Here is a 19,749-nt window from a genome sequence, read left to right as displayed (position 1 = left end):
GCCTTTGAGGAGTCGCAATGAATCGACCGAATTGGCGGCGCCGCGCCGGGCACTGGGTGGTGGCGCTGCCGCTGTGGGCGGGGGCGCTGTGGCCGTTGGGCGCGCAAGCCCAGGCGGTGACGGCCGATGCTGTGGTGAAGCACTACGCCGCTGGCGTGTCGGCCGGGTATGAAGATGTGCTGGCCGCGACGCTGGAGCTGCAGCAGGCCGTCAACGCCTTCGTCGCGCAGCCCAGCGCCGAGCGCCTGAAGACCGCCCGCGACGCCTGGCGCGCCGCGCGCGAGTGGTATGGCCCGACCGAGGCCTTTCGTTTCTACGCCGGCCCGATCGACGACGACCAGGGCCCCGAGCCGCGGCTGAATTCATGGCCGCTGGACGAGTCGTACATCGACTATGTGAAGGGCAAGCCGAACAGCGGCATCATCGCCAACCGCAAGCTGCCGATCACCAAGGCCGCGCTGGCCAAGCTGAACACCAAGGGCGGCGAAGAGAACATCGCCGTCGGCTGGCACGCGATCGAGTTCCTGCTCTGGGGCCAGGACTTCAACGACAACGGCCCGGGCGACCGCTCGTTCGAGGACTTCATCGACGGCAAGGCGCCCAACGCCGACCGCCGCCGCCAGTACCTGCTGGCCGCCACCGAGTTGCTGATCGACGACCTGCGCTACCTCGTCGGCGCCTGGGTGCCCGGCGCCGCCAACTACCGCTCGCGTTTCGAGACCGAGGGGCTGGAGGCGATCCGCAAGATGGTCGTCGGCATGGGCTCGCTGACGCGCGGCGAGCTGGCCGGCGAGCGGCTCGAGGTGGCGATGAACACGCAGGACCAGGAAGACGAGCACTCCTGCTTCTCCGACAACACGCACCGCGACGTCGTCGTCGACGCGCTCGGCATCCAGAACGTCTGGCTCGGCCGCTTCGCCCGCCGCGACGGCAGCACGCTGCAAGGCCCGTCGCTGCAGGCTTTGGTGGCGGCGGCCGATGCGGCCTTGGCCGACAAGACCACGCGCGACATCGCCGCCTCGGTGGCGGCCGCGAACGCGATCCAGCCGCCGTTCGACCGCGAGATCGTCGGCGGCAAGGACGCCCCCGGCCGCAAGCGCGTGCAGGCGGTGATCGATGCGCTGATCCAGCAATCGAAAGACCTGCCCCAAGCCGCCGCCGCGATCGGCGTGACCCGACTGACCCGCACCAAGTGAGGTAGTGATGTTGTATCGACATGCCCGCCATGCCGCCGCGGTGGGCCTGACGCTGGCGCTGGGCGCCGGCTTGGGCTGGGCCATTGCAGACGAGCCGGCCACGCCGGCCGACCCGCTGGGTGAACAGACGGCTGGCGCCGCCACCGCGCCGGTGGACGAACCGGCCGGCCCGCTCAGCGTGCCGGTGGTGGGCAAGAACGCCTTCTCGTTCCCGTTCGCCAACCTCGACGACGAAGAGCGCCAGCGCTTCGCGGTCGGCAACTCGTTCTTCCGCCGCAACTGGGTCGAGGCCCCGTCGTCGACCGCCGCGCGGGATGGCCTCGGGCCGCACTTCATCGCCCGCTCGTGCGGCGGTTGCCACGACCAGGACGGCCGCGGCGCGCCCCCCGACTTCAAGAAGGGCTTGAACGAGCAACCGATCGGCCTGCTGGTGCGCATCTCGGTGCCGGTGAAGGGGGAGGATCCGCTCGTCACCAGACCGGAGCCGACCTACGGCGACCAGTTCAACAACCGCGCGGTCGGTGGCGTCAAGCCCGAGGGCGAGGTGCGCATCCGCCTGAAGCCGATCAACGGCCGCTTCGCCGACGGCACGCGCTACACGCTGCAGGCCCCGTCGTACAGCTTCGAGCACCTGGCCTACGGCCCGATGCAAAAGGGCACGCTGCCGAGCCCGCGCCTGGCGCCGCAACTGCCCGGTGTCGGCCTGCTCGATGCGATCGCCGAAGGCGACATCCTGGCCAACGAGAAGCTGCAGGCCGAGATGGCCGGCCCGATCAAGGGCAAGGCCAACCACGTGAGCGACATCTGGTCGGGCCAGGTCCGTGTCGGCCGCTTCGGCTGGAAGGCCAATGTGCCGACGCTGGTGCACCAGACGGCCGGCGCGTTCCTCGGCGACATGGGCATCACCTCGCGCGTGTTCCCGAAAGAGGCCTGCACGGCGGCCCAGGCCGACTGCCTCGCGTCACCGCACGGGGCGCATGGCGAAGGCCCCGAGATCGACGACACGACCTTGTCGCACGTGGTGTTCTACGAATCGACGCTCGCCCCGGCCGCGCGCCGCAACGCGCGCGAGCCCGCGGTGCTGCAGGGCCAGAAGCTGTTCCAGCAGGCGCAGTGCGCGGTCTGCCACCGGCCGAGTTATGTCACCGCCGGGGCCCCGTTCCCGGCACTGTCCAGCCCCAAGGTCAGCGGCGTGACGATCCACCCCTACACCGACCTGTTGCTGCACGACATGGGCCCCGGCCTGGCCGACGGCCGGCCCGACGGCCAGGCCAACGGTCGCCAGTGGAAGACGCCGGCCCTCTGGGGCACCGGCCTGATCCACGACGTCAACGGTCACCAGCGCCTGTTGCACGACGGGCGCGCCAACGGCGTGCTCGAAGCGGTGCTGTGGCACGGCGGCGAGGCTGAAGCCTCGAAGCAGCAGGTGCTGAAGATGAGTGCGGCCGAGCGCGCCGCGCTGGTCAAGTTCGTGGAGTCGCTGTGATGAAGACCACTACCGTTGCGCGTGTCGCCGCGCTGTGCTCTGGGGTGATGGCGGTTGGTGCGTGGGCGCAGGCGGCGCCCGCCTCGGCACCGGCGGCACCGGCGGCCTCCGCGCCGGCGGCCGCGCTGCCGTTGGCCCACCCGCAGACCAGCGCGCTGGTCGACGGGCTGCTGAAGGCCTGGTACGCGCCCGCCGCGCGCCGCTTCGGCAGCGATGGCGACGCGCTGGTCGACCGCACGCAGGCCTGGTGCGCCAGCAGCGTGAAGAACCCGACGCCCGCCACCCGCGACCCGGCGCTCGACGCGGCGCGCCAGGCCTGGGTCCAGGCGATGTCGTCGTGGACGCGGCTGTCAGCGGTGCAGATCGGCCCACTGCTCGAGCGCCACAGCGACACCCGGCTCGATTTCCAGCCGATGCGCCCGGCGGCGCTCGACAAGGTGATTGCCAACCCGACCGCGCCCGGCGAATGGGCGATGGACCGCGTCGGTGCCCAGGCCCGTGGCCTGCCGGCGATGGAATACCTGCTGTGGAAGAAGCCGGCCGCGCCGCACACGCCGGCCTGCGCCTACCTGGTCGTGCTGGCTCGCGACCTGCGCGACGAGGCGCGTGAGCTGGCGCTGGCCTATGCCGGCGAAGCCGCCGCGACACGCAGCGCCGACGAGGCCGCGACCTGGTTCAACACCTATGTCAACCAATGGCTGGCCGGCATGGGCCGCATGCGCTGGCGCGACCTCGAGATGCCGGTGCGCAGCTGGGGCATGGACCAGGCGCCGCGCGCGGCCAGCGGGCAAACCGCATTGGCCTGGCGTGAGCGCTGGCAGGCCCTGCGCCAGCCGTCCGCCGGCGGTACCGGCACGCCTAACGGCGTCGTGCCACTGACCGACTACCTGCGCAGCCGCGGTCTGGCCGCCGCCGCCGATGCGATGGCGCGTGATGTCGGCCTGGCCGACAGCGCCTTGCAGGGCGCCACCCCGGCCACGCCGGGCCCGCAGCTGCTGGAGGCCGCCAAACGCGTCGACTTCGTGACCCACACGATCGCGCGCGACGTGTCGGCGCAGATGCAGATCCAGCTCGAGTTCTCGGCCGACGACGGCGATTGAGCGCAGGCACCGTGGCACCCCTCGATACCCGGCGGCGACGCTGGCTGCAGGCCCTGGCCGCGGCCGGCGCCTTTCCCTTCCTGGCGGCGCGGGCGGCCACCACGCCGGCGGCCGCGCCGTGGCGGCTGGCGCTGGCCTGGAGCGAAGAGGCGCCGGGCGCCGAGCGGGTGCAGTGCACAGGGGTCTGGCAACAGGCCGGCGATCGCTTCGAGGTCGCGGCCCGGCGCGTCGTGCCGACACGCGCCCACGGCCTGGCCCAGCTGCCGTCGGGCGAGCTGCTGACGGTGGCGCGCCGGCCGGGGCTGTGGCTGCAGCGCTGGTCGCCCGATGGCCAGCTGCGCCGCGAAGCCTGGGCCGAGCCGGGCCGCCAGTTCAACGGCCACGTGTTGCCGTCGGCCGCTGGCGGTGTGCTCTACAGCACCGAGCAGACGCACGACGACAACGCCGGCTGCGTCGCGCTGCGTGACCCGTTGACCCTGGCGCTGCGCGACGAATGGCCGACCGGTGGCACCGACTGCCACGAGATGCTGCGCGTCGGCGACCAGCTTTTCGTCGCCAACGGCGGCGTGCCGACCCGGCCCGAGACCGGCCGCGCCAAGTTGGCCTTGCCGACGATGGATTCGTCGCTGGTCGTGTTCGACCTGCGCACCGGCCAGCGCCGCGGCCCCTGGCGGTTGGCCGATCCACGGCTGTCGCTGCGCCACCTGGCCTGGCATGCGCCGAGCCGCACGCTCGGCATCGCGCTGCAGGCCGAGCACGACGACCCCGCGCAGCGCGCCCGCACGCCGCTGCTGGCGCTGTTCGATGGTCAGGTGTTGAGCACGGTGGCGCCGCCGGGTGACGCGCCGGCGGTTGGCGCGGGCTACGCCGGCGACATCGCCGCCACGCCCGAGGGCTTCGTGCTCAGCGCCTCACGCGCTGGGGCACTGCTGGGCTGGTCGCGCAACAGCGGCTGGGCCGCGCCGGTGCCGCTGGCCGAGGCCTGCGCACTCGCCACGGGGGCAGAGGTGAGCACCACTTGTGCGTTAGGTGCCGAGCGTGCCTGGGCCGGTCGCCTGCTCGAACTGCCGCCCGGCTGCAAGCCCGACAACCACGCGCTGGTGCTCTGACGGCAAGCGCCGCGGCCCTGGTGCAGGGCCCCTCCGGTATCATCTCGCCCGTTGGTGCTCGCTCCGGCCTTCTGGTCGGCGCAGTTCAACGGGAAGCAGGGCGGGTCGCGTCTACTGGCAACAGAACGGCAACACCCCAACCTGCGCTGCCCCCGCAACGGTAAGCGGTAAGAAGGCTCAACCGCCTTCTGCTCGTGACACACACCCACTGGACGCACGGTCTGCGTCTGGGAAGGGATCACGGGACCACACCGCCAGCCCGGATACCGGCCAACAAGGTGGCGTGCCGCTCGCAGCGGTGCGCTGTGAAGTGCGAGCCGGCGGGGAAGCCGGCATGCACGCCCGCAGTACGTTGGTTCCCCATGTCTTCCTTGCGACCCCGGCATTGCGCCGCCTTGGCGCTGGCTTGCGCCGTGCCCGCGCTGTCTTGCGCCCAGACCACCTCGACCCTGATCGTGGCCGATGCCGCCGCCGGCGAGCGCATCGTCGTCACCGGCTCGCGCGAGCCGATCGCGGCCAACCGCCTGGCCGGTGACGTCGTCGTCATCGACACCGAGCAGATCCAGGCCTCGACCGCCGATTCGCTGGAAGACCTGCTGCGCCGCGAAGCGGGCCTGCAGTTGTCGCGCAACGGCGGCCCGGGCGCCTCGGCGGGGCTGTTCATCCGCGGCATGGGTGTTGGCGGCACGCTGGTGCTGGTCGACGGTGTGCGCGTCGGCTCGGCCACGCTGGGCCAGGTCGAATTCGAAGGCCTGAGCCTGGGCGCGATCGAGCGCATCGAGGTGCTGCGCGGCCCCGGCTCCAGCCTCTACGGCGCCGACGGTGCGGGCGGCGTGGTGCAGATCTTCACCCGCCGCGGCGACGGCAGGCCGCACGCCAGCGCCTGGCTGGCGGCCGGCCAGTACGGTGCCGGCGAGGCGGCGCTGAGCGGCAGTGGCCGCTTCGGTGACCTGGACGTCGCTGCGTCGCTGTCGCATGAGCGGCTCGACGGTGTCTCGACGCTGCGCCCCGGTGACCAGTTCGGCAACTACAACCCCGACAAGGACGGCTCGCGCCGCACCACCGCGCAGGCCCAGCTCGGCTGGCGCCCGGCCGAGGGTCACCGGGTCGGCTTGAGCCTGCTTGGCAGCAAGCTCGATGCGCGCTTCGATGCGAGCGAGTTCCTGCCGCCCGACTACGCGCAAGACGCGACGCCCGACTTCCACAACAAGCTCGACAACCAGGTCGCTGCGCTCGACTACCGGGCCGAGTGGAGCCCGGCCTGGGTCACCACGCTGCGCGCCTCGTCGCAAGAAAGCGACCTGCACAGCGGCGGCACGCAGATCGACCAGTTCCGCACCCGCCGCGACCAGCTCGACCTGCAAGCCACCTGGCGCCCGCTGGCCGGGCAGAGCCTGACGCTGGCCTACGAAGGCCTGACCGAGAAGGCCCACACCAGCGCCTATCTCGACGACGTCAAGCGTGACAACAATGCGGTCGTGCTGGCCTATGCCGGCAGCCTCGGCCCGGTGCTGGCGCAGATCGATTGGCGGCACGACGACAACTCGGCCTACGGCAGCGTCGACACCGGCCGCCTCGGCGGCTCGTTCGAGCTGGCCAAGGGCTGGCGCTTGCGCGCGCTGGCCGGCACGTCGTTCCGCGCACCGAGCTTCAACGACCTGTACTACCCCGGCTACGGCGTTCCGCCCGACACCTACCCCAAAGACGTCAGCGTGGGCCCCGAGCGCGGCCGCAGCGTCGAGCTGGGCGTCGAAGGCCGCTGGCCTGGCTACGACCTGACGGCCACCGTCTGGCGCAACCAGATGCGCGACCTGATCGGCTACCAGCCCGACGCCGCCCAATGCCCCGACGACCCGGCCTACATGTTCGGCTGCGCGGCCAACGTGGCCCGTGCCCGCCTGCAAGGCTTCAGCTTCAACGGCGGCGCCCAGTGGGGCGACTGGCAGTTCCGTGCGCAGCTTGACTTCGTCGATGCGAAAGACAGCGACACCGGCGCGCGCCTGAACCGCCGCGCTGCCCACCAGGCCAGCCTGAGCGCCGACTATGTGATGGGCGATTGGCGCTTCGGCGCCGCGCTGCTGCAGGTCGGCCAGCGGCCCGACGGCGGCGCAAAGCTGCCCGAAGAGACCACGCTCGACCTGAAGGCCCGCTGGCAGTTCGCGCCGCAGTGGTCGCTGGAGGCCAAGCTGATCAACGCGACGGATGTCGACCTGCAACCCGCGCGCGACTACCAGGGGCTGGGCCGCCAGGCCTGGCTGGGCATTCGCTACGAACTATGACCCCCCCGAAGCGCCTTCGGCGCCTCCCCCCAGGGGGCGCCACCAGCGGACCGGCCAAGCCGGATCCGCGGTGGATGCTTGGTTCGGTGGAGTGCCTGCAGGGCGAAGAGCGCTCTGCCGTGCGTGCGCTGTGACGAGAAGCTCCTGTCCATGCATGAACTGATCCTCGGCGGGCAAAAAAGCGGCAAGTCGCGCTGTGCCGAGCAGCGCGCGGCCGACTGGTTGGATCAGAGTGCGGTGCGTGAAGCCTGCCTGATCGCCACCGCGCTGCCGGGCGACGCCGAGATGCACCAGCGCATCGCGCGTCACCAGGCAGAGCGCGCGCGCCGCGTGCCCAAGCTCACGACGCTGGAGGTGCCCTACGCACTGCCGCAGGCGCTGCGCGAATACAGCGCGCCGCGCCGGCTGCTGGTGGTCGATTGCCTGACGCTGTGGCTGACCCAGCTGCGCATGCCGTTGACCGGTGCGGCGCTGGGCGACGCGGCGTGGCTGGCGCGCCAGGCCGCGCTGTGCGACGCGCTGCGCGCCGCGCCGGGCCCGATCGTGCTGGTCTCGAATGAAATCTCGCTCGGCCTGTCGCCGCTCAGCCCCGAAGCGCGCCGGTTCGTCGATTCGCTGGGCGTGTTGCACCAGCGGGTGGCGCTGGCCTGCGACGCCGTCACCTTGATGGTCGCCGGCATCGAGATGCCGGTGAAGCGGCCATGACGCTGCGCCGCACGTTCATCGCACTGCTCGCTGGCGTGGGCTTGGCCGCCGCGTCCGCCGCGGCGCCGATCGTGCTGCGTGACGACGGCGGCGCCGAGCACCGGCTGGCCGCGCCGCCGCAGCGCATCGTCAGCCTGCTGCCGTCGTTGACCGAAAGTGTCTGTGCGCTCGGCGGTTGCGCCCGGCTGGTCGGTGTCGACCGTTATTCGAACTGGCCCGACAGCATCAAGCACCTGCCGCGCCTGGGGGGGCTCGAAGACGCGCAGGTCGAGCGCATCGTCGCGCTGAAGCCCGATGTGGTGCTGGCCGCCAAATCGGCCCGCGTGACCGAGCGGCTGCAGAGTCTGGGCCTGCGCGTGGTGTTGGTCGAGTCGCAGACCCATGCCGACGTGCGGCGCTCGCTCGGCCTGATCGCGCAGCTGCTGGGCACCCCGGCCGAAGGTGAACGCGCCTGGGACGCGATCGAGGCCGAGTTCCAGCGTGCCGCCGCCCGCGTGCCGCCGGCGCGGCGGGGGCAGAAGGTGTACTTCGAGGTCGCGTCCGACCCCTACGCCGCCGGCGCCGCCTCGTTCATCGGCGAGACGCTGGTCAAGCTCGGCCTGGGCAACATCGTGCCGCGCGAGTTGGGGCCGTTTCCGCGCCTGAACCCCGAGTACGTGGTGCGGGCCCAGCCCGACCTCATCATCGCGTCGCAACAGGCGCTGCAGTCGATGGCCGGTCGGCCCGGGTGGCCTGCGCTGAAGGCGTTGCCGCGCCAGGCCTGCGGCTTTGCCGAGGCGCGCTACGAGCTGCTGATCCGTCCCGGCCCGCGCATGGGCGAGGCGGCCGCGGCGTTGGCCGATTGCGTGGCCGGCCAGCCGGCGGGAGACAGCCGGTGAGCGCGACGCTGGTGCCGCCGGCCGCCGAGATGGAGACGCCGGGCCGCACCGACGCCGCCCGCCGGCGCCGCCTGCTGCTGGCGCTGGCGGGCCTGGCCATCGGCCTGGCGCTGCTGGGCCTGGCGGCCGGTCCGTCGGGCCTGTCGTGGCCGGCGCTGGTGGCCGATGCCGGCAGCGACCAGGCGATGCTGATCCTGGGCCAGATCCGCGCGCCGCGCACACTGGGCGCATGGGGTGTCGGTGCCTTGCTGGGGCTGGCCGGCGCGATCGCGCAAGGCCTGTTTCGCAACCCGTTGGCCGACCCCTACCTGCTCGGCACTGCGGCCGGGGCCAGCCTGGCGGTGGTGCTGCTGCTGGCCGGCGCGTCGCTCGGTGGCCTCAGCATCGGGCTGGCCACCGCGCAATGGCTGGCGCGGCTGGGCATGGTGCTGGCGGCGTTTGTCGGCGCACTCGGCGGCCTGATGCTGACGCTGATGCTGGCGCGCGGCGCACAGGCGCCGATGCGGCTGCTGCTGGCCGGCGTGGTGGTCGCGGTGGTGCTGGGCGCCGCCAGCGACCTGGTCACGACGGTGTCGCCCGAGGCGCTGCGCGGCAAGCAGAGCTTCATGCTCGGCAGCACCGGCTTCCTCGGCTGGGGCAGTGTCTGGGTGCTGGCTGTGGGCCTGGCGGTGGCGCTGCCGCTGGCGCGCCGCTATGCCCGCGCGCTGGACGCCTTGACCCTGGGCGAAGACAGCGCCGCCAGCCTCGGGCTCGACCTGCCGCGCATCCGGCTGGTGCTGGTCGGGCTGCTCGCGTTGGCCACCGGTCTCGCGGTGTCGCAGGCCGGCCTCGTCGCGTTCGTCGGCCTGGCGGCGCCGCACCTGGTGCGCCGCCACGCGCCGGCGCCGCAGGCCTTCACGCTGCTGGCCAGCGCGGCGATGGGTGGCGTGCTGCTGCTCGCAGCCGACGTGCTGGCACGCAGCGTGATCGCGCCGCAAGAGTTGCCGGTCGGCGTGTTGACCGCGGTGATCGGTGGGGCCTATCTGATGCGGCTGCTGAAGCGGCAGAGCAGCGAATGAACCCGCCCGACCATTTGAGCGCGCTGGCCTTGAGCGTGCAGCTCGGCGGCCGGCCGGTGCTGCGCGATGTGTCGTGCCGCCTGCAGCGCGGCTGGACGGCGATCGTCGGCCCCAACGGCGCCGGCAAGTCGACGCTGTTGCGCACGCTGGCCGGCCTGCTGCCGCCGCAGGGCGGGCGGGTCGAGTGGAACCAGCAGCCGCTGCTCGGCCTGCCGCCGCGCGAGCGCGCGCGCCGCATCGCCTGGCTGGCGCAGAGCAGCGCAGTGACCGGCGAGCTGACCGCGCGCGAGACGGTGCAACTCGGCCGCCTGGCCCATCTGGGCCTGTTCGCCGCCCCCACCGCTGCCGACGACGCGGCCGTAGACGCAGCGATGCGCGCCACCGAATGCGAGGCCTGGGGCGCGCGGCGCCTGCAGGCCTTGTCGGGCGGCGAGCGCCAGCGTGTGCTGCTGGCGCGGGCACTGGCCACCGGCGCGCCGACGCTGCTGCTGGATGAGCCGACCACCCACCTCGACCCGCCGCACCAAGTGGCGCTGGCCTTGCTGATGCGCCGGCTGGCCGCCACGCACACGCTGGTCAGCGTGCTGCACGACCTGACGCTGGCGTTGCGCGCCGACCGCGTGCTGGTGCTGCGCAACGGCACGCTGCAGGCCGACGGCGTACCGGGTGACCCGGCGCTGCACGCGGCGCTCGAAGCCAGCTTCGACCACGCCATCCACATCGAGACCACCCGCAACGGCCGCCCGGTCGCGCTGCCGCGGCTGGACGACTGAGCCACTCCCCCATGCAGATTGAAGCCCCCCCGACCGAACGCAGCAGCGACAAGCCCGACGGCGAACGCCGCGGTCTGGTCATCGTCCACACCGGCAACGGCAAAGGCAAGAGCACGGCCGCCTTCGGCTTGGCGCTGCGCGCCCATGGCCGCGGCAAGCCGGTCAAGATCTACCAGTTCATGAAGGTGCCGAGCGCCCGCTTCGGCGAACACCGCCTGTTCGACCAGCTCGGCGTGCCGATCGAAGGCCTGGGCGACGGCTTCAGTTGGAAAAGCAAAGACCTCGACCATTCGGCCCAGCTGGCGCGCGACGGCTGGGCGCGGGCCGAGGCGACGATCCGCGCCGGCGACCACTTTCTCGTCGTGCTCGACGAGATCATGTACCCGCTGCGCTACGGCTGGCTGCCGCTGGAGCCGGTGCTGGCCGCGTTGCGTGAACGGCCGGCTAACGTGCACGTGGTGCTGACCGGCCGCAATGCGCCGCAAGAGCTGGTCGACGCGGCCGACACGGTGACCGAGATGGCGCTGGTCAAGCACCATTTCGCGGCCGGCGTGCCTGCCCAGCGCGGCATTGAAGATTGAGCCCCCACGCCCCCTTCCGGGGGCTACCTTGCAGGCCGCGCCGAGCCAGAGGCTCGGCCCTGAGGCAGGCACGAACAGTCCTCAAGACTGTTCATGTCCGGCCTCAGCCCCCCGAGGGGGCTCGCGCAGCGGACCGGCAGAGCCGGATCCGCGCACGCCACTTGATGAAGAGCGGCGCTGCGCGCGCTCTCCAGGCGTCTGTTGATGCGATATCGCCCCAGAGGCAACAAGATGGACTCAAGCTCCCGGTCTTATTCTTCCGCCATCAGCTGGAGCGCCGGCAAAGACGCTTGCCTGGCGCTGCTGCGCGCCCGCGAAGCGGGGCTGGACGTGCGCACGTTCCTGACCATGCTCGACACCGACGGGCTCAGCAAGAGCCACGCGTTGCCGCGCGAGCTGATCGCCGCGCAGGTGGCGTTGCTCGGCGGTGTCTGGCAGCCGGCGGTCGTCGGCCCGGGTGACTACGGCAGCGGGTTCACGGCCCAGCTGGCGCTGCTGCGCGCGGCGGGCCACACGCACATGGTGTTCGGCGACATCGACCTGCAGGCCCACCGCGACTGGCTGGAGCCCGCCTGCGAACGCGCCGGCTTGCAAGCGGTGTTTCCACTGTGGGGCCTGTCGCGCGACGCGGTGGCGCGCGAGATCATCGAGCGTGGTTTACGCGCTCGCATCGTCTGTGTCGATACCCGCTGGTTGGACGAAAGTCACTGCGGGGTCGAGTACGACGAGGCTTTCCTCGCGCGCCTGCCCGAGGGTGTTTGCCCGTGCGGCGAAGGCGGCGAGTTCCACAGCTTCGTCTGGGGTGGGCCGGGCTTTTCGCGTGACCTCGTGCTGGCGCCCGGCACGCCACGGCGTGTTGCGTCACAACCACCGTTGTCACCAACTGAATTGGTGTTTCAGGCGCCGGTGTTGATGATGCGCGCATGAACTGGGCATTGCCCCTCGCGTTACCGCTGGCCTGGGGCCTCGATGCGGTGTTCGGCGAGCCGCGTAATCGGTTTCACCCAGTTGCGTGGTTAGGTCTGTTGCTCGGTCCGCTCGGTCGGCACTTCAGCACCTGGGCCCCGGGGGCGGCGTTCGTCGCTGGTGCAGCGGCCTGGTGGGTGATCGCCGCGGCGCTTGGCGCCGGCGCGTGGTGGGTGCAGTTGTCGCTGCTCAACCACAGCCCCGGATGGGTGGCCCTGCTGTTGCTGGGCCTGTTGCTCAAACCCTGCTTTGCCTGGCGCATGCTGCGCGACGAAGTGGCCGCCGTCGAAACCGCCTTGCTGCGCGGCGGCCTCGAGGCCGCGCGCCAACGCCTGTCACGCCTGGTCAGCCGAGACGTGCACAACTTCGGCGACATCCAGATTCGAGAAACTGCGATCGAGACCTTGGCTGAAAACCTGAACGACTCGGTCGTGGCGCCGCTGGCGTGGTTTGCCATCGCCGGCTTGCCCGGTGCGGTGGTCTACCGCTTTGCCAACACCGCCGATGCGATGTGGGGCTACCGTGGCCGCTACGAGTGGGCCGGCAAATGGGCCGCCCGCGCCGACGATGTGCTGTCGTGGCTGCCGGCCCGCCTGACCGCGGCGCTGGTGCGGCCCGCCTGGGCACCGGCCGCCTGGCGCGCGCTGCGGGCCGAGGCGGCGCGCACGCCGTCGCCCAACGGCGGCTGGGCGATGGGGGCGATGGCGCTGCGGTTGAACGTGCGCCTGGGCAAACCGGGCCTGTACCTGCTGCACCCGGCCGGCGCGGCGCCGGGCGAGTCGCATGTGGTGCAGGCCCTGCACGTGGCCGGCCGGGCCGCGGCCACCGCGGTGCTGGGGGCGACGCTGCTGTGGTGCGCGCGGGGGCTGTGGCCATGAGCAGCGTGCGCAGCGCCGCCGCTGGCCCACCCACCCGCGGTGCCACCCGTGTGCACGGCGGGCCCGATGCGCGGGGCCGCGCGCGCTGGGATTTTTCGACCAACGCCAACGCGGCCGGGCCGTGCCCCGCCGCCGCCGCCTTGGTGCGCGAGGCCGACGCCACGCGTTACCCCGACCCCAGCTACCGGCGCCTGCGCGAGCGGCTGGCCGCCTGGCACGGCGTGGCGCCGGCGCGCATCCTGGTGGCGGCGAGCGCGAGCGAATTCATCCAGCGCATCACCGCGGTCGGCGCCCGGCTGGCGCCCGGGCCGGTGGCGGTGCCCGAGCACGCCTACGGCGACTACGCGGCGGCGGCGCAGGCGCACGGCCGCGCGCTGTGCGTGAGCGGCCACGAGGGCCCGGTGGCCGGCCAACGGCCGACGCTGCGCTGGTGCTGCGACCCCTCGAGCCCGTTGGGCCAGGACGCGCCGCCGCCGGCCGACCTGGGCTCGTGCGCCACCGTGCTCGATGCCGCCTACGCGCCGCTGCGGCTGCAGGGCCGCAGCACCTGGGCCGGCGCCGCGCGCGACGCGGTGTTCGAGCTGATCAGTCCGAACAAGGCGTTAGGCCTGCCGGGTGTGCGCGGCGCCTATGCCATCGCACCGCGCGATGGCTGCGGCCTCGGCGCCGACTGGGCCGACGCGCTGGCGGCGGCCGAGCCGTCGTGGCCGCTCGGCGCCCATGCGGTGGCGATGCTCGAAGCCTGGGTCAGCGACGGCGCGCAGCAGTGGCTGGCCCGCCAGCGCGACACCCTGCGCGGCTGGAAGGCCGAGCTGCTGGCCCTGCTGATCGAGGCCGGCGCGGTGGCCCAGCCCAGCGTCACGCCGTTCGTCTGCGCCCAGCTGCCGCCAGGCGTCACGGCCGCCAGCCTGCGCGAGCACGACATTGCGGTGCGTGATACCGCCTCGTTCGGCCTGGCCGGCAGGGTGCGGTTGAATGCCTTGCCGCCCGATGCACTGCAGGCGCTGGCCCAGGCCATCGGCGCGCTGCGCCAACCCATGTCAACCTCCTCTACCACTCCCCCTCCCTCGACGGAAGGCAATGCATGAAGCCACGCGCGATCATGGTCTGGGGCTGCTCCAGCGGTGCCGGCAAGAGCCTGCTCGCGACCGCGTTGTGCCGTTGGGCCGCGCGCCGGGGCATCGATGTCGCGCCGTTCAAGGCGCAGAACATGAGCAACAACGCGCGCGTCGTGGCGGGCGCGCAGTCCGGCTTCGGCGAGATCGGCGCGGCCCAGTACTTTCAGGCGCTGGCCGCGCGCATCGCGCCCACAGTCGACATGAACCCGGTGCTGCTGAAGCCCGAGCGCGACACCGCCAGCCAGGTGGTGCTGCGCGGCAGCGTGGCGCCGTGCCTGTCGCGCATGCCCTGGCGCGAGCGCAGCACGCAGCTGGCCGAGGCCGCGCACGAAAGCTTCCAGCGCCTGCGCAGCCAGCATGAGCTGCTGGTGATCGAAGGTGCCGGTTCGCCGGCCGAGATCAACCTCGCGGCCAACGACTACGTCAACCTCGGCACCGCGCGCTGGGCCCGCGACGCGGGCAGCCTGCGCAGCCTGCTGGTGGCCGACATCGACCGCGGCGGCGCCTTCGCCCACCTGCACGGCACCTGGGCCTTGTTGCCCGAAGACCTGAAGCCCACGCTCAGCGGCTTCGTGCTCAACAAGTTCCGCGGCGACGCCTCGCTGCTGGCGCCCGGGCCGGCCGACCTGCAGCGCCTGACCGGCGTGCCGACGATCGGCACCTTGCCGATGCGGCGCGACCACGGCCTGCCCGACGAGGACGGCGTGTTCGACCACGCCCCCACCGCCGCCCCGGCCGGCGGGGCCGAGCCGCGCGTGGTCGCGATCGTGGCCTACCCGCACGTCAGCAACCTCGACGAGTTCCAGCCGCTGCGCCAGGTGCCGGGGCTGCGGGTGGTATGGGCCCGCAGCGTGGCCGACCTGCATGGCGCGCACTGGATCGTGCTGCCGGGCTCGAAGCAGGTCAGCGGCGACCTGACCTGGCTGCGCCGCCAGGGGCTCGATCGCATGGTGCGGCTGCACGCGGCCTCGGGCCGCCCGCTGCTGGGCGTGTGCGGGGGCCTGCAGATGCTGGGCCAGTCACTGGCCGACCCGGCCGGTGTCGACGGCGAGCCCGGCAACTGGCCCGGCCTGGGCCTGTTGCCGCTGGCCACGCAGTACGAGGCGCCCAAGCAGGTCGAGCGCACGCGGGCCCGCTTTGAGGCGCCTGGTGGCCACTGGGCACCGCTGGCCGGCGTGACGCTGTGCGGCTACCAGATCCGCCACGGCGTCACGCGGCCGGCTGGCGACATCTTCGGCCAGGCCGTGCTGCACGATGCCGAAGGCCGTGCGCTGGCCTGGCAATCGGGCCCGGTGCTCGGCACCGCGCTGCACGGGTTGTTCGAATCGGCCAGCGTGCTGCGCGCGTTGTTCGGCGCCCAGGTGCGCAGCCTGGACGACAGCTTCGACGCCCTGGCCGACATGATCGATACCCACTTCGCGCCGGCTGCGCTGCAGCAGCTGCTGACCTCTGTGTGAACCCCTGCCGAACGCTGGATTGCCGTACCCGATGACTTCGCCCACCGGCCCGAACACGGGCCCCCAACGCATCGTCTGCCTGACCGAAGAGACCACCGAATGGTTGTACCTGCTGGGCGAGGAGCAACGCATCGTCGGCATCTCGGGCTACACCGTGCGGCCACGCCGCGCGCGTGACGAGAAGCCGCGCGTCTCGGCCTTTCTCGACGGCAAGATCGACAAGATCGTCGCCCTTGAGCCCGACCTGGTGATCGGCTTCTCGGACATGCAGGCCGCGCTGGCCGACAAGCTGATCCGCGCCGGCCTGAACGTGTTCATCACCAACCAGCGCAGCGTGGCCGAGATCCTGGGCACGATGCGGTTGGTGGCCGGCCTGGTCGGCGCGCACGCCAGGGCCGAGGCCTGGATCGCCGACTGGCAGCAGCGCACCGATGCGCTGGCCGCGGTGGCGCAGGGCTGGCCGCGCCGGCCGCGCGTGTACTTCGAGGAATGGGACGAGCCGAAGATCAGCGCGATCCAGTGGGTCTCCGAGCTGATCGGCCTGGCGGGCGGCGACGATGTGTTCCCCGAGCTGGCGCGCCAGCGCATGGGCCGCGACCGCGTGATCGCCGATGCGCTGGAGCCCGCGCGCCGCGCGCCCGACGTGATCGTCGGCTCGTGGTGCGGCAAGAAGTTTCGCCCCGAGCAGGTGGCCCAGCGCGAGGGCTGGCAAGACGTGCCGGCGGTGCGCGACGGCCGGCTGCACGAGATCAAGTCCTGCGACATCCTGCAACCCGGCCCCGCCGCGCTGACCGATGGCCTGCAGCAACTGCACCGTCTGTTTGCCGCCTGGGCAAGCCCTGCCTGAGACCACCATGAGCCTGACCTTCGACATCCAAGACCTCCACGACGACACACTGGCGCGCCGCGTGCAGCACCGCATCGACCGCAAGACCAAGCCGCTGGGCGCACTGGGCCGGCTCGAGACGCTGGCGCTGCAGCTGGCGCTGGTGCAGGGCCGCGACGAGCCCCGGCTGAATGCCCCGCAGCTGGTGGTGTTCGCCGCCGACCACGGCATCGCCGCGCGCGGCGTCTCGGCCTACCCGAGCGACGTGACCTGGCAGATGGTCGAGAACTTTCTCGCCGGTGGGGCCGCGGTGTCGGTGCTGGCGCGCCAGCATGGCCTGGCGCTGACGGTGGTCGACTGCGGCGTGCGGCACGACTTTGCACCCCGCGCCGGCCTGGTGGTGGCCAAGGTGGCCCCCGGCTCGGCCGACTCGAGCATCGGCCCGGCGATGAGCGCGGCGCAGTGCGAAGTGGCCATGGCCCACGGCGCGGCGCTGGTGCGCGATTTGCCCGGCAACGTGCTGCTGCTGGGTGAGATGGGCATCGGCAACACCTCGGCGGCCAGCCTGCTGATGGCGCGCCTGACCGGCCAGCCGCTGGCCGATTGCGTGGGCCGCGGCACCGGGCTGGACGACGCCGGCCTGGCGCACAAGCTGGCGGTGCTGGGCCAGGCCCTCGAAGCCAACGCTGGCGCCCAGGCGCCGCTGCAGGCGCTGGCCGCGCTCGGTGGGCTCGAGATCGCGACGATGACCGGCGCGGTGCTGCAGGCCGCGCAGCAGCGCCGGCTGATCGTCGTCGACGGCTTCATCACGACGGCCGCGGTGGCGGTGGCGGTGGCGCTGGTGCCCGCGGTGCTGCAGCGCTGCGTCTTCGCCCATGCCTCGGCCGAGAGCGGGCATGCGCGCTGGCTGGTGCAGATGGGCGCGTGGCCGCTGCTCGATCTGGGCATGCGCCTGGGCGAAGGCTCGGGCGCGGCATTGGCGTGGCCGATCGTCGAGTCGGCCTGCCGGCTGCTGGCAGAGATGGCCAGCTTCGAAACCGCCGGCGTCAGCGACCGCGACGGCGCAGCATGACGCTGGCGCCGGGCGCCGTGGTGATCGGCGCGGTTCATCAGCTGCGCCTGTTCTTCGTCGCGCTGCAGTTCCTCACCCGCCTGCCGGTGCCGCGCTGGGTCGGTTATCAGCCCGACTGGCTCAACCAGTCGGCCCGCCACCTTCCGCTGGTGGGCGGGCTGGTCGGTGCGCTCGGCGCGCTGGTGCTGTGCGGCGCGGCGATGTGGTGGTCGCCACTGGTGGCGGCGCTGATCGCGCTGGCGGCGTCGCTGCTGTTGACCGGCGCCTTCCACGAAGACGGCCTGGCCGACAGCGTCGATGCGCTTGGCGGCGCGGTCTCGCGCGAGCGGGCCCTGCAGATCATGAAGGACTCGCGCATCGGCAGCTACGGTGCCGCGGCGCTGGTGCTGGCGCTGGCCGGGCGCGCGGTGCTGTGGGCCACGCTCGTCGCGCGTGATCCGGCGCTGGCCGCGGCGGCGCTGCTGCTGTCGGCCGCCTGGGGCCGCAGCGCGGCGGTGGCGTTGATGGCCCGGCTGGCCTACGCCGGCGACGCCGAACACGCCAAGGCCAAGCCGCTGGCGCAATCGGTGACCAGCGTCGAGCTGGGCTGGGCCGGGGCGTGGTCGCTCGCGGCGGCGGGCGTGGCGAGCCTGGCCTGGCCGGCGGCGCGCCTGGGCGCGGCCGCGGTGGCCGCCGCGCTGGTGGTGGTCTTCATGCAGCGCTGGCTGACACGCCGGCTGGGCGGCTACACCGGCGACACGCTGGGCGCTACCGAGCAACTGACCGAGCTGGCGGTCTTGCTGGCGCTGACCGCCAACGTTGGCGTGGCATGACCCCGGCACCGGTGCACGCCTGGCGCCACCCGCGCCCGCTCGGCGCCGAAGGCCGCTGCATCGGTGCCGGCACCGACCTGGCTGTCGACCCGCGCCGCGCCAAGCGGCTGGCGCACCGCATCCGCCGCTTCGCCCGGCAGCTGGGCTTGCCGCGCGTTGTTGCCACGTCGCCGCTGCTGCGCTGCGCGGCGGTCGGCCGCTGGCTCAAACGCTGGGGTTGGGTGCACCGCGTCGACGTGGCCCTGATCGAAGTCGACTTCGGCGCCTGGGACGGTCGGCATTGGTCAACCATCGCCGTTGCCGAGATCGATGCCTGGTGCGCAGATTTCTGTCGTTATGCGCCGGGCGGCGGCGAGCCACTGGAACAGCTGCTGCAACGCGCCGCCGCGTGGCAACCCGCCGGCGCGCAGCTCGTCGTTGGCCATGGTGGCTGGCTGCTGGCGCGCCGCTGGCAGCATGAGCATCCGGACGGCCGGGCGCCGCAGCCGGCCGACTGGCCCATGGCGCCTCGCTACGGCGAGCGGGTGGTGCTGGGCACCGCTTGCCCGCCGGCTACAGGTAGCGTGCTGGCCGGGCGATGAACTTGGCCTGGTGCTCGGGCATGCAGAAGTAGAAGGTGCGGCCGCGGTAGCGGGCGGTCGGGGCGTCGCGGTCGACGTCCATCTCGCAGACCTGGCAGAACGGATGCATCGCCGTGGCGACGCGGCGCTTGGCGTAGGCCGCGTTGGCGTCGGGGTGAAGCCAGCCGGTGCCCTGGTACTCGAGGTGGTTCGCGGTTTGCCTCGCCGCCTCGCGGCCGACGTAGCGCTCGACCACGTGCAGCGCCAAGTCGATGCCGGAAGACAGGCCGCCCGAGCTGGCCAGCCGGCCGAGGTCGACATAACGCGCGCCGCGGACCAGCGTGATGTTGTCGAAGGCGTCGACGAAGTCGGCGTAAGACTCGTGGTGAGTGGTCGCCGACCGACCGTCCAGCAGGCCGGTCTTGCCGAGCACGAAGACCCCGTTGCAGACCGACATGACCATGTCTGCGTCACCTGCCACCTGGCGTATCCAGCCCAGCATCGCGTCGCTCGGCGCGGCCTGCGCCGGGATCACGACGACCTGCGGCTTTGGCGCGCTTGCGAAGCTGTGGTTCGGAACGATGCGCAGCCCGCCCGATGCGGTCAACGGTTCGGTCGACTCGGCAACGGTGAACAGCCGAAACGGCTTGACGTTTTCGAAGACCTCCCACGGGCCGGCGAAGTCGATCGTGACCGCGCCCGGCCCGATGACAAACGCGACCTGGATCTCGCCGCTGGCGGGCATGGGCAACGGGGGCAGCGGCGCGGCCGAAGCGACGGGGGAACGGGTGGCCGCGAGGGCGGCCGTGCCGGTCAGCCCGAGGCTCGACGCAACCGCCAGTACGTCTCTTCTTTTCATTCGATGTCCGGTGTTCAAAAGCGGGACATCTTAGAG

The 19,749-nt window shown here is 72.4% G+C and carries 19 protein-coding genes and 1 riboswitch; of the genes, 18 read left to right on the top strand and 1 reads right to left on the bottom strand.

Features of this window, described 5'->3' with window-relative positions; all coding sequences use genetic code 11:
• Nucleotides 1-17 precede the first annotated feature (17 nt).
• The 18 genes from ACE3SG_RS24250 (at nt 18) to ACE3SG_RS24165 (ending at nt 18,875) form a co-directional block, all read left to right on the top strand.
• Nucleotides 18-1,196: an imelysin family protein gene (locus ACE3SG_RS24250; RefSeq protein WP_374568807.1), complete on the top strand. Its 1,179-nt coding sequence runs from the start codon at nt 18-20 to the stop codon at nt 1,194-1,196.
• 7 nt (nt 1,197-1,203) lie between these two features.
• A complete protein-coding gene (locus ACE3SG_RS24245) occupies nt 1,204-2,682 on the top strand; it encodes a di-heme oxidoredictase family protein (RefSeq protein ID WP_374568806.1) in 1,479 nt (492 codons plus the stop codon).
• Nucleotides 2,682-3,782 (top strand): imelysin family protein, encoded by a 1,101-nt coding sequence (locus tag ACE3SG_RS24240; protein WP_374568805.1) that lies wholly within the window; start codon nt 2,682-2,684, stop codon nt 3,780-3,782. The genes ACE3SG_RS24245 and ACE3SG_RS24240 overlap by 1 nt, the downstream gene beginning before the upstream one ends.
• An 11-nt stretch (nt 3,783-3,793) precedes the next feature.
• The gene (locus ACE3SG_RS24235) at nt 3,794-4,891 is read left to right on the top strand and encodes a DUF1513 domain-containing protein (RefSeq protein ID WP_374568804.1); all 1,098 of its coding nucleotides are present in this window, start codon (nt 3,794-3,796) and stop codon (nt 4,889-4,891) included.
• Nucleotides 4,892-4,926: 35 nt separating this feature from the next.
• A riboswitch (cobalamin riboswitch) is annotated at nt 4,927-5,181 on the top strand.
• A gap of 72 nt (nt 5,182-5,253) precedes the next feature.
• Nucleotides 5,254-7,170 carry a TonB-dependent receptor domain-containing protein gene (locus ACE3SG_RS24230; RefSeq protein WP_374568803.1) on the top strand — a complete coding sequence of 639 codons (1,917 nt, stop codon included), beginning with the start codon at nt 5,254-5,256 and terminating at the stop codon, nt 7,168-7,170.
• Between the two features lie 150 nt (nt 7,171-7,320).
• On the top strand, nt 7,321-7,875 hold the full coding sequence (locus tag ACE3SG_RS24225; RefSeq protein ID WP_374568802.1) for a bifunctional adenosylcobinamide kinase/adenosylcobinamide-phosphate guanylyltransferase: 555 nt from the start codon (nt 7,321-7,323) through the stop codon (nt 7,873-7,875).
• On the top strand, nt 7,872-8,753 hold the full coding sequence (locus ACE3SG_RS24220; RefSeq protein WP_374568801.1) for an ABC transporter substrate-binding protein: 882 nt from the start codon (nt 7,872-7,874) through the stop codon (nt 8,751-8,753). Before ACE3SG_RS24225 ends, ACE3SG_RS24220 begins: the two co-directional genes overlap by 4 nt.
• Nucleotides 8,754-8,782: 29 nt before the next feature.
• Nucleotides 8,783-9,811: a FecCD family ABC transporter permease gene (locus ACE3SG_RS24215; protein ID WP_374568866.1), complete on the top strand. Its 1,029-nt coding sequence runs from the start codon at nt 8,783-8,785 to the stop codon at nt 9,809-9,811.
• Nucleotides 9,808-10,584 carry an ABC transporter ATP-binding protein gene (locus tag ACE3SG_RS24210; RefSeq protein WP_374568800.1) on the top strand — a complete coding sequence of 259 codons (777 nt, stop codon included), beginning with the start codon at nt 9,808-9,810 and terminating at the stop codon, nt 10,582-10,584. Before ACE3SG_RS24215 ends, ACE3SG_RS24210 begins: the two co-directional genes overlap by 4 nt.
• A gap of 11 nt (nt 10,585-10,595) precedes the next feature.
• A complete protein-coding gene (cobO, locus tag ACE3SG_RS24205) occupies nt 10,596-11,165 on the top strand; it encodes a cob(I)yrinic acid a,c-diamide adenosyltransferase (protein WP_374568799.1) in 570 nt (189 codons plus the stop codon).
• A 231-nt stretch (nt 11,166-11,396) separates the two neighbouring features.
• Entirely contained in the window at nt 11,397-12,092 is a 696-nt protein-coding gene (locus tag ACE3SG_RS24200) for an adenosine nucleotide hydrolase (protein ID WP_374568798.1), read from the top strand.
• Complete coding sequence (gene cbiB, locus ACE3SG_RS24195; protein ID WP_374568797.1) at nt 12,089-13,009, top strand: adenosylcobinamide-phosphate synthase CbiB; 921 nt, start codon at nt 12,089-12,091, stop codon at nt 13,007-13,009. The genes ACE3SG_RS24200 and cbiB overlap by 4 nt, the downstream gene beginning before the upstream one ends.
• Nucleotides 13,006-14,097: an aminotransferase class I/II-fold pyridoxal phosphate-dependent enzyme gene (locus tag ACE3SG_RS24190; RefSeq protein WP_374568796.1), complete on the top strand. Its 1,092-nt coding sequence runs from the start codon at nt 13,006-13,008 to the stop codon at nt 14,095-14,097. The genes cbiB and ACE3SG_RS24190 overlap by 4 nt, the downstream gene beginning before the upstream one ends.
• A complete protein-coding gene (locus ACE3SG_RS24185) occupies nt 14,094-15,584 on the top strand; it encodes a cobyric acid synthase (protein WP_374568795.1) in 1,491 nt (496 codons plus the stop codon). Before ACE3SG_RS24190 ends, ACE3SG_RS24185 begins: the two co-directional genes overlap by 4 nt.
• A gap of 31 nt (nt 15,585-15,615) precedes the next feature.
• Nucleotides 15,616-16,431 carry a cobalamin-binding protein gene (locus ACE3SG_RS24180; RefSeq protein WP_374568794.1) on the top strand — a complete coding sequence of 272 codons (816 nt, stop codon included), beginning with the start codon at nt 15,616-15,618 and terminating at the stop codon, nt 16,429-16,431.
• 7 nt (nt 16,432-16,438) lie between these two features.
• A complete protein-coding gene (gene cobT / locus ACE3SG_RS24175) occupies nt 16,439-17,482 on the top strand; it encodes a nicotinate-nucleotide--dimethylbenzimidazole phosphoribosyltransferase (RefSeq protein ID WP_374568793.1) in 1,044 nt (347 codons plus the stop codon).
• Nucleotides 17,479-18,294, top strand: a complete 816-nt coding sequence (locus ACE3SG_RS24170; RefSeq protein WP_374568792.1) for an adenosylcobinamide-GDP ribazoletransferase — start codon at nt 17,479-17,481, stop codon at nt 18,292-18,294. The genes cobT and ACE3SG_RS24170 overlap by 4 nt, the downstream gene beginning before the upstream one ends.
• The gene (locus ACE3SG_RS24165) at nt 18,291-18,875 is read left to right on the top strand and encodes a histidine phosphatase family protein (protein ID WP_374568791.1); all 585 of its coding nucleotides are present in this window, start codon (nt 18,291-18,293) and stop codon (nt 18,873-18,875) included. The genes ACE3SG_RS24170 and ACE3SG_RS24165 overlap by 4 nt, the downstream gene beginning before the upstream one ends.
• Here ACE3SG_RS24165 and ACE3SG_RS24160 read toward each other — a convergent pair.
• The gene (locus ACE3SG_RS24160) at nt 18,847-19,713 is read right to left on the bottom strand and encodes a DJ-1/PfpI family protein (RefSeq protein WP_374568790.1); all 867 of its coding nucleotides are present in this window, start codon (nt 19,711-19,713) and stop codon (nt 18,847-18,849) included. The two genes, ACE3SG_RS24165 and ACE3SG_RS24160, sit on opposite strands and share 29 nt — an antisense overlap.
• Between the last annotated feature and the right edge of the window lie 36 nt (nt 19,714-19,749).

The sequence above is a fragment of the Ideonella sp. genome, from assembly GCF_041914305.1.
Taxonomy (GTDB): domain Bacteria; phylum Pseudomonadota; class Gammaproteobacteria; order Burkholderiales; family Burkholderiaceae_C; genus Ideonella.
The sequence above is the reverse complement of the archived record's forward strand: the minus strand, read 5'-3'. Positions and strand labels throughout refer to the sequence as shown.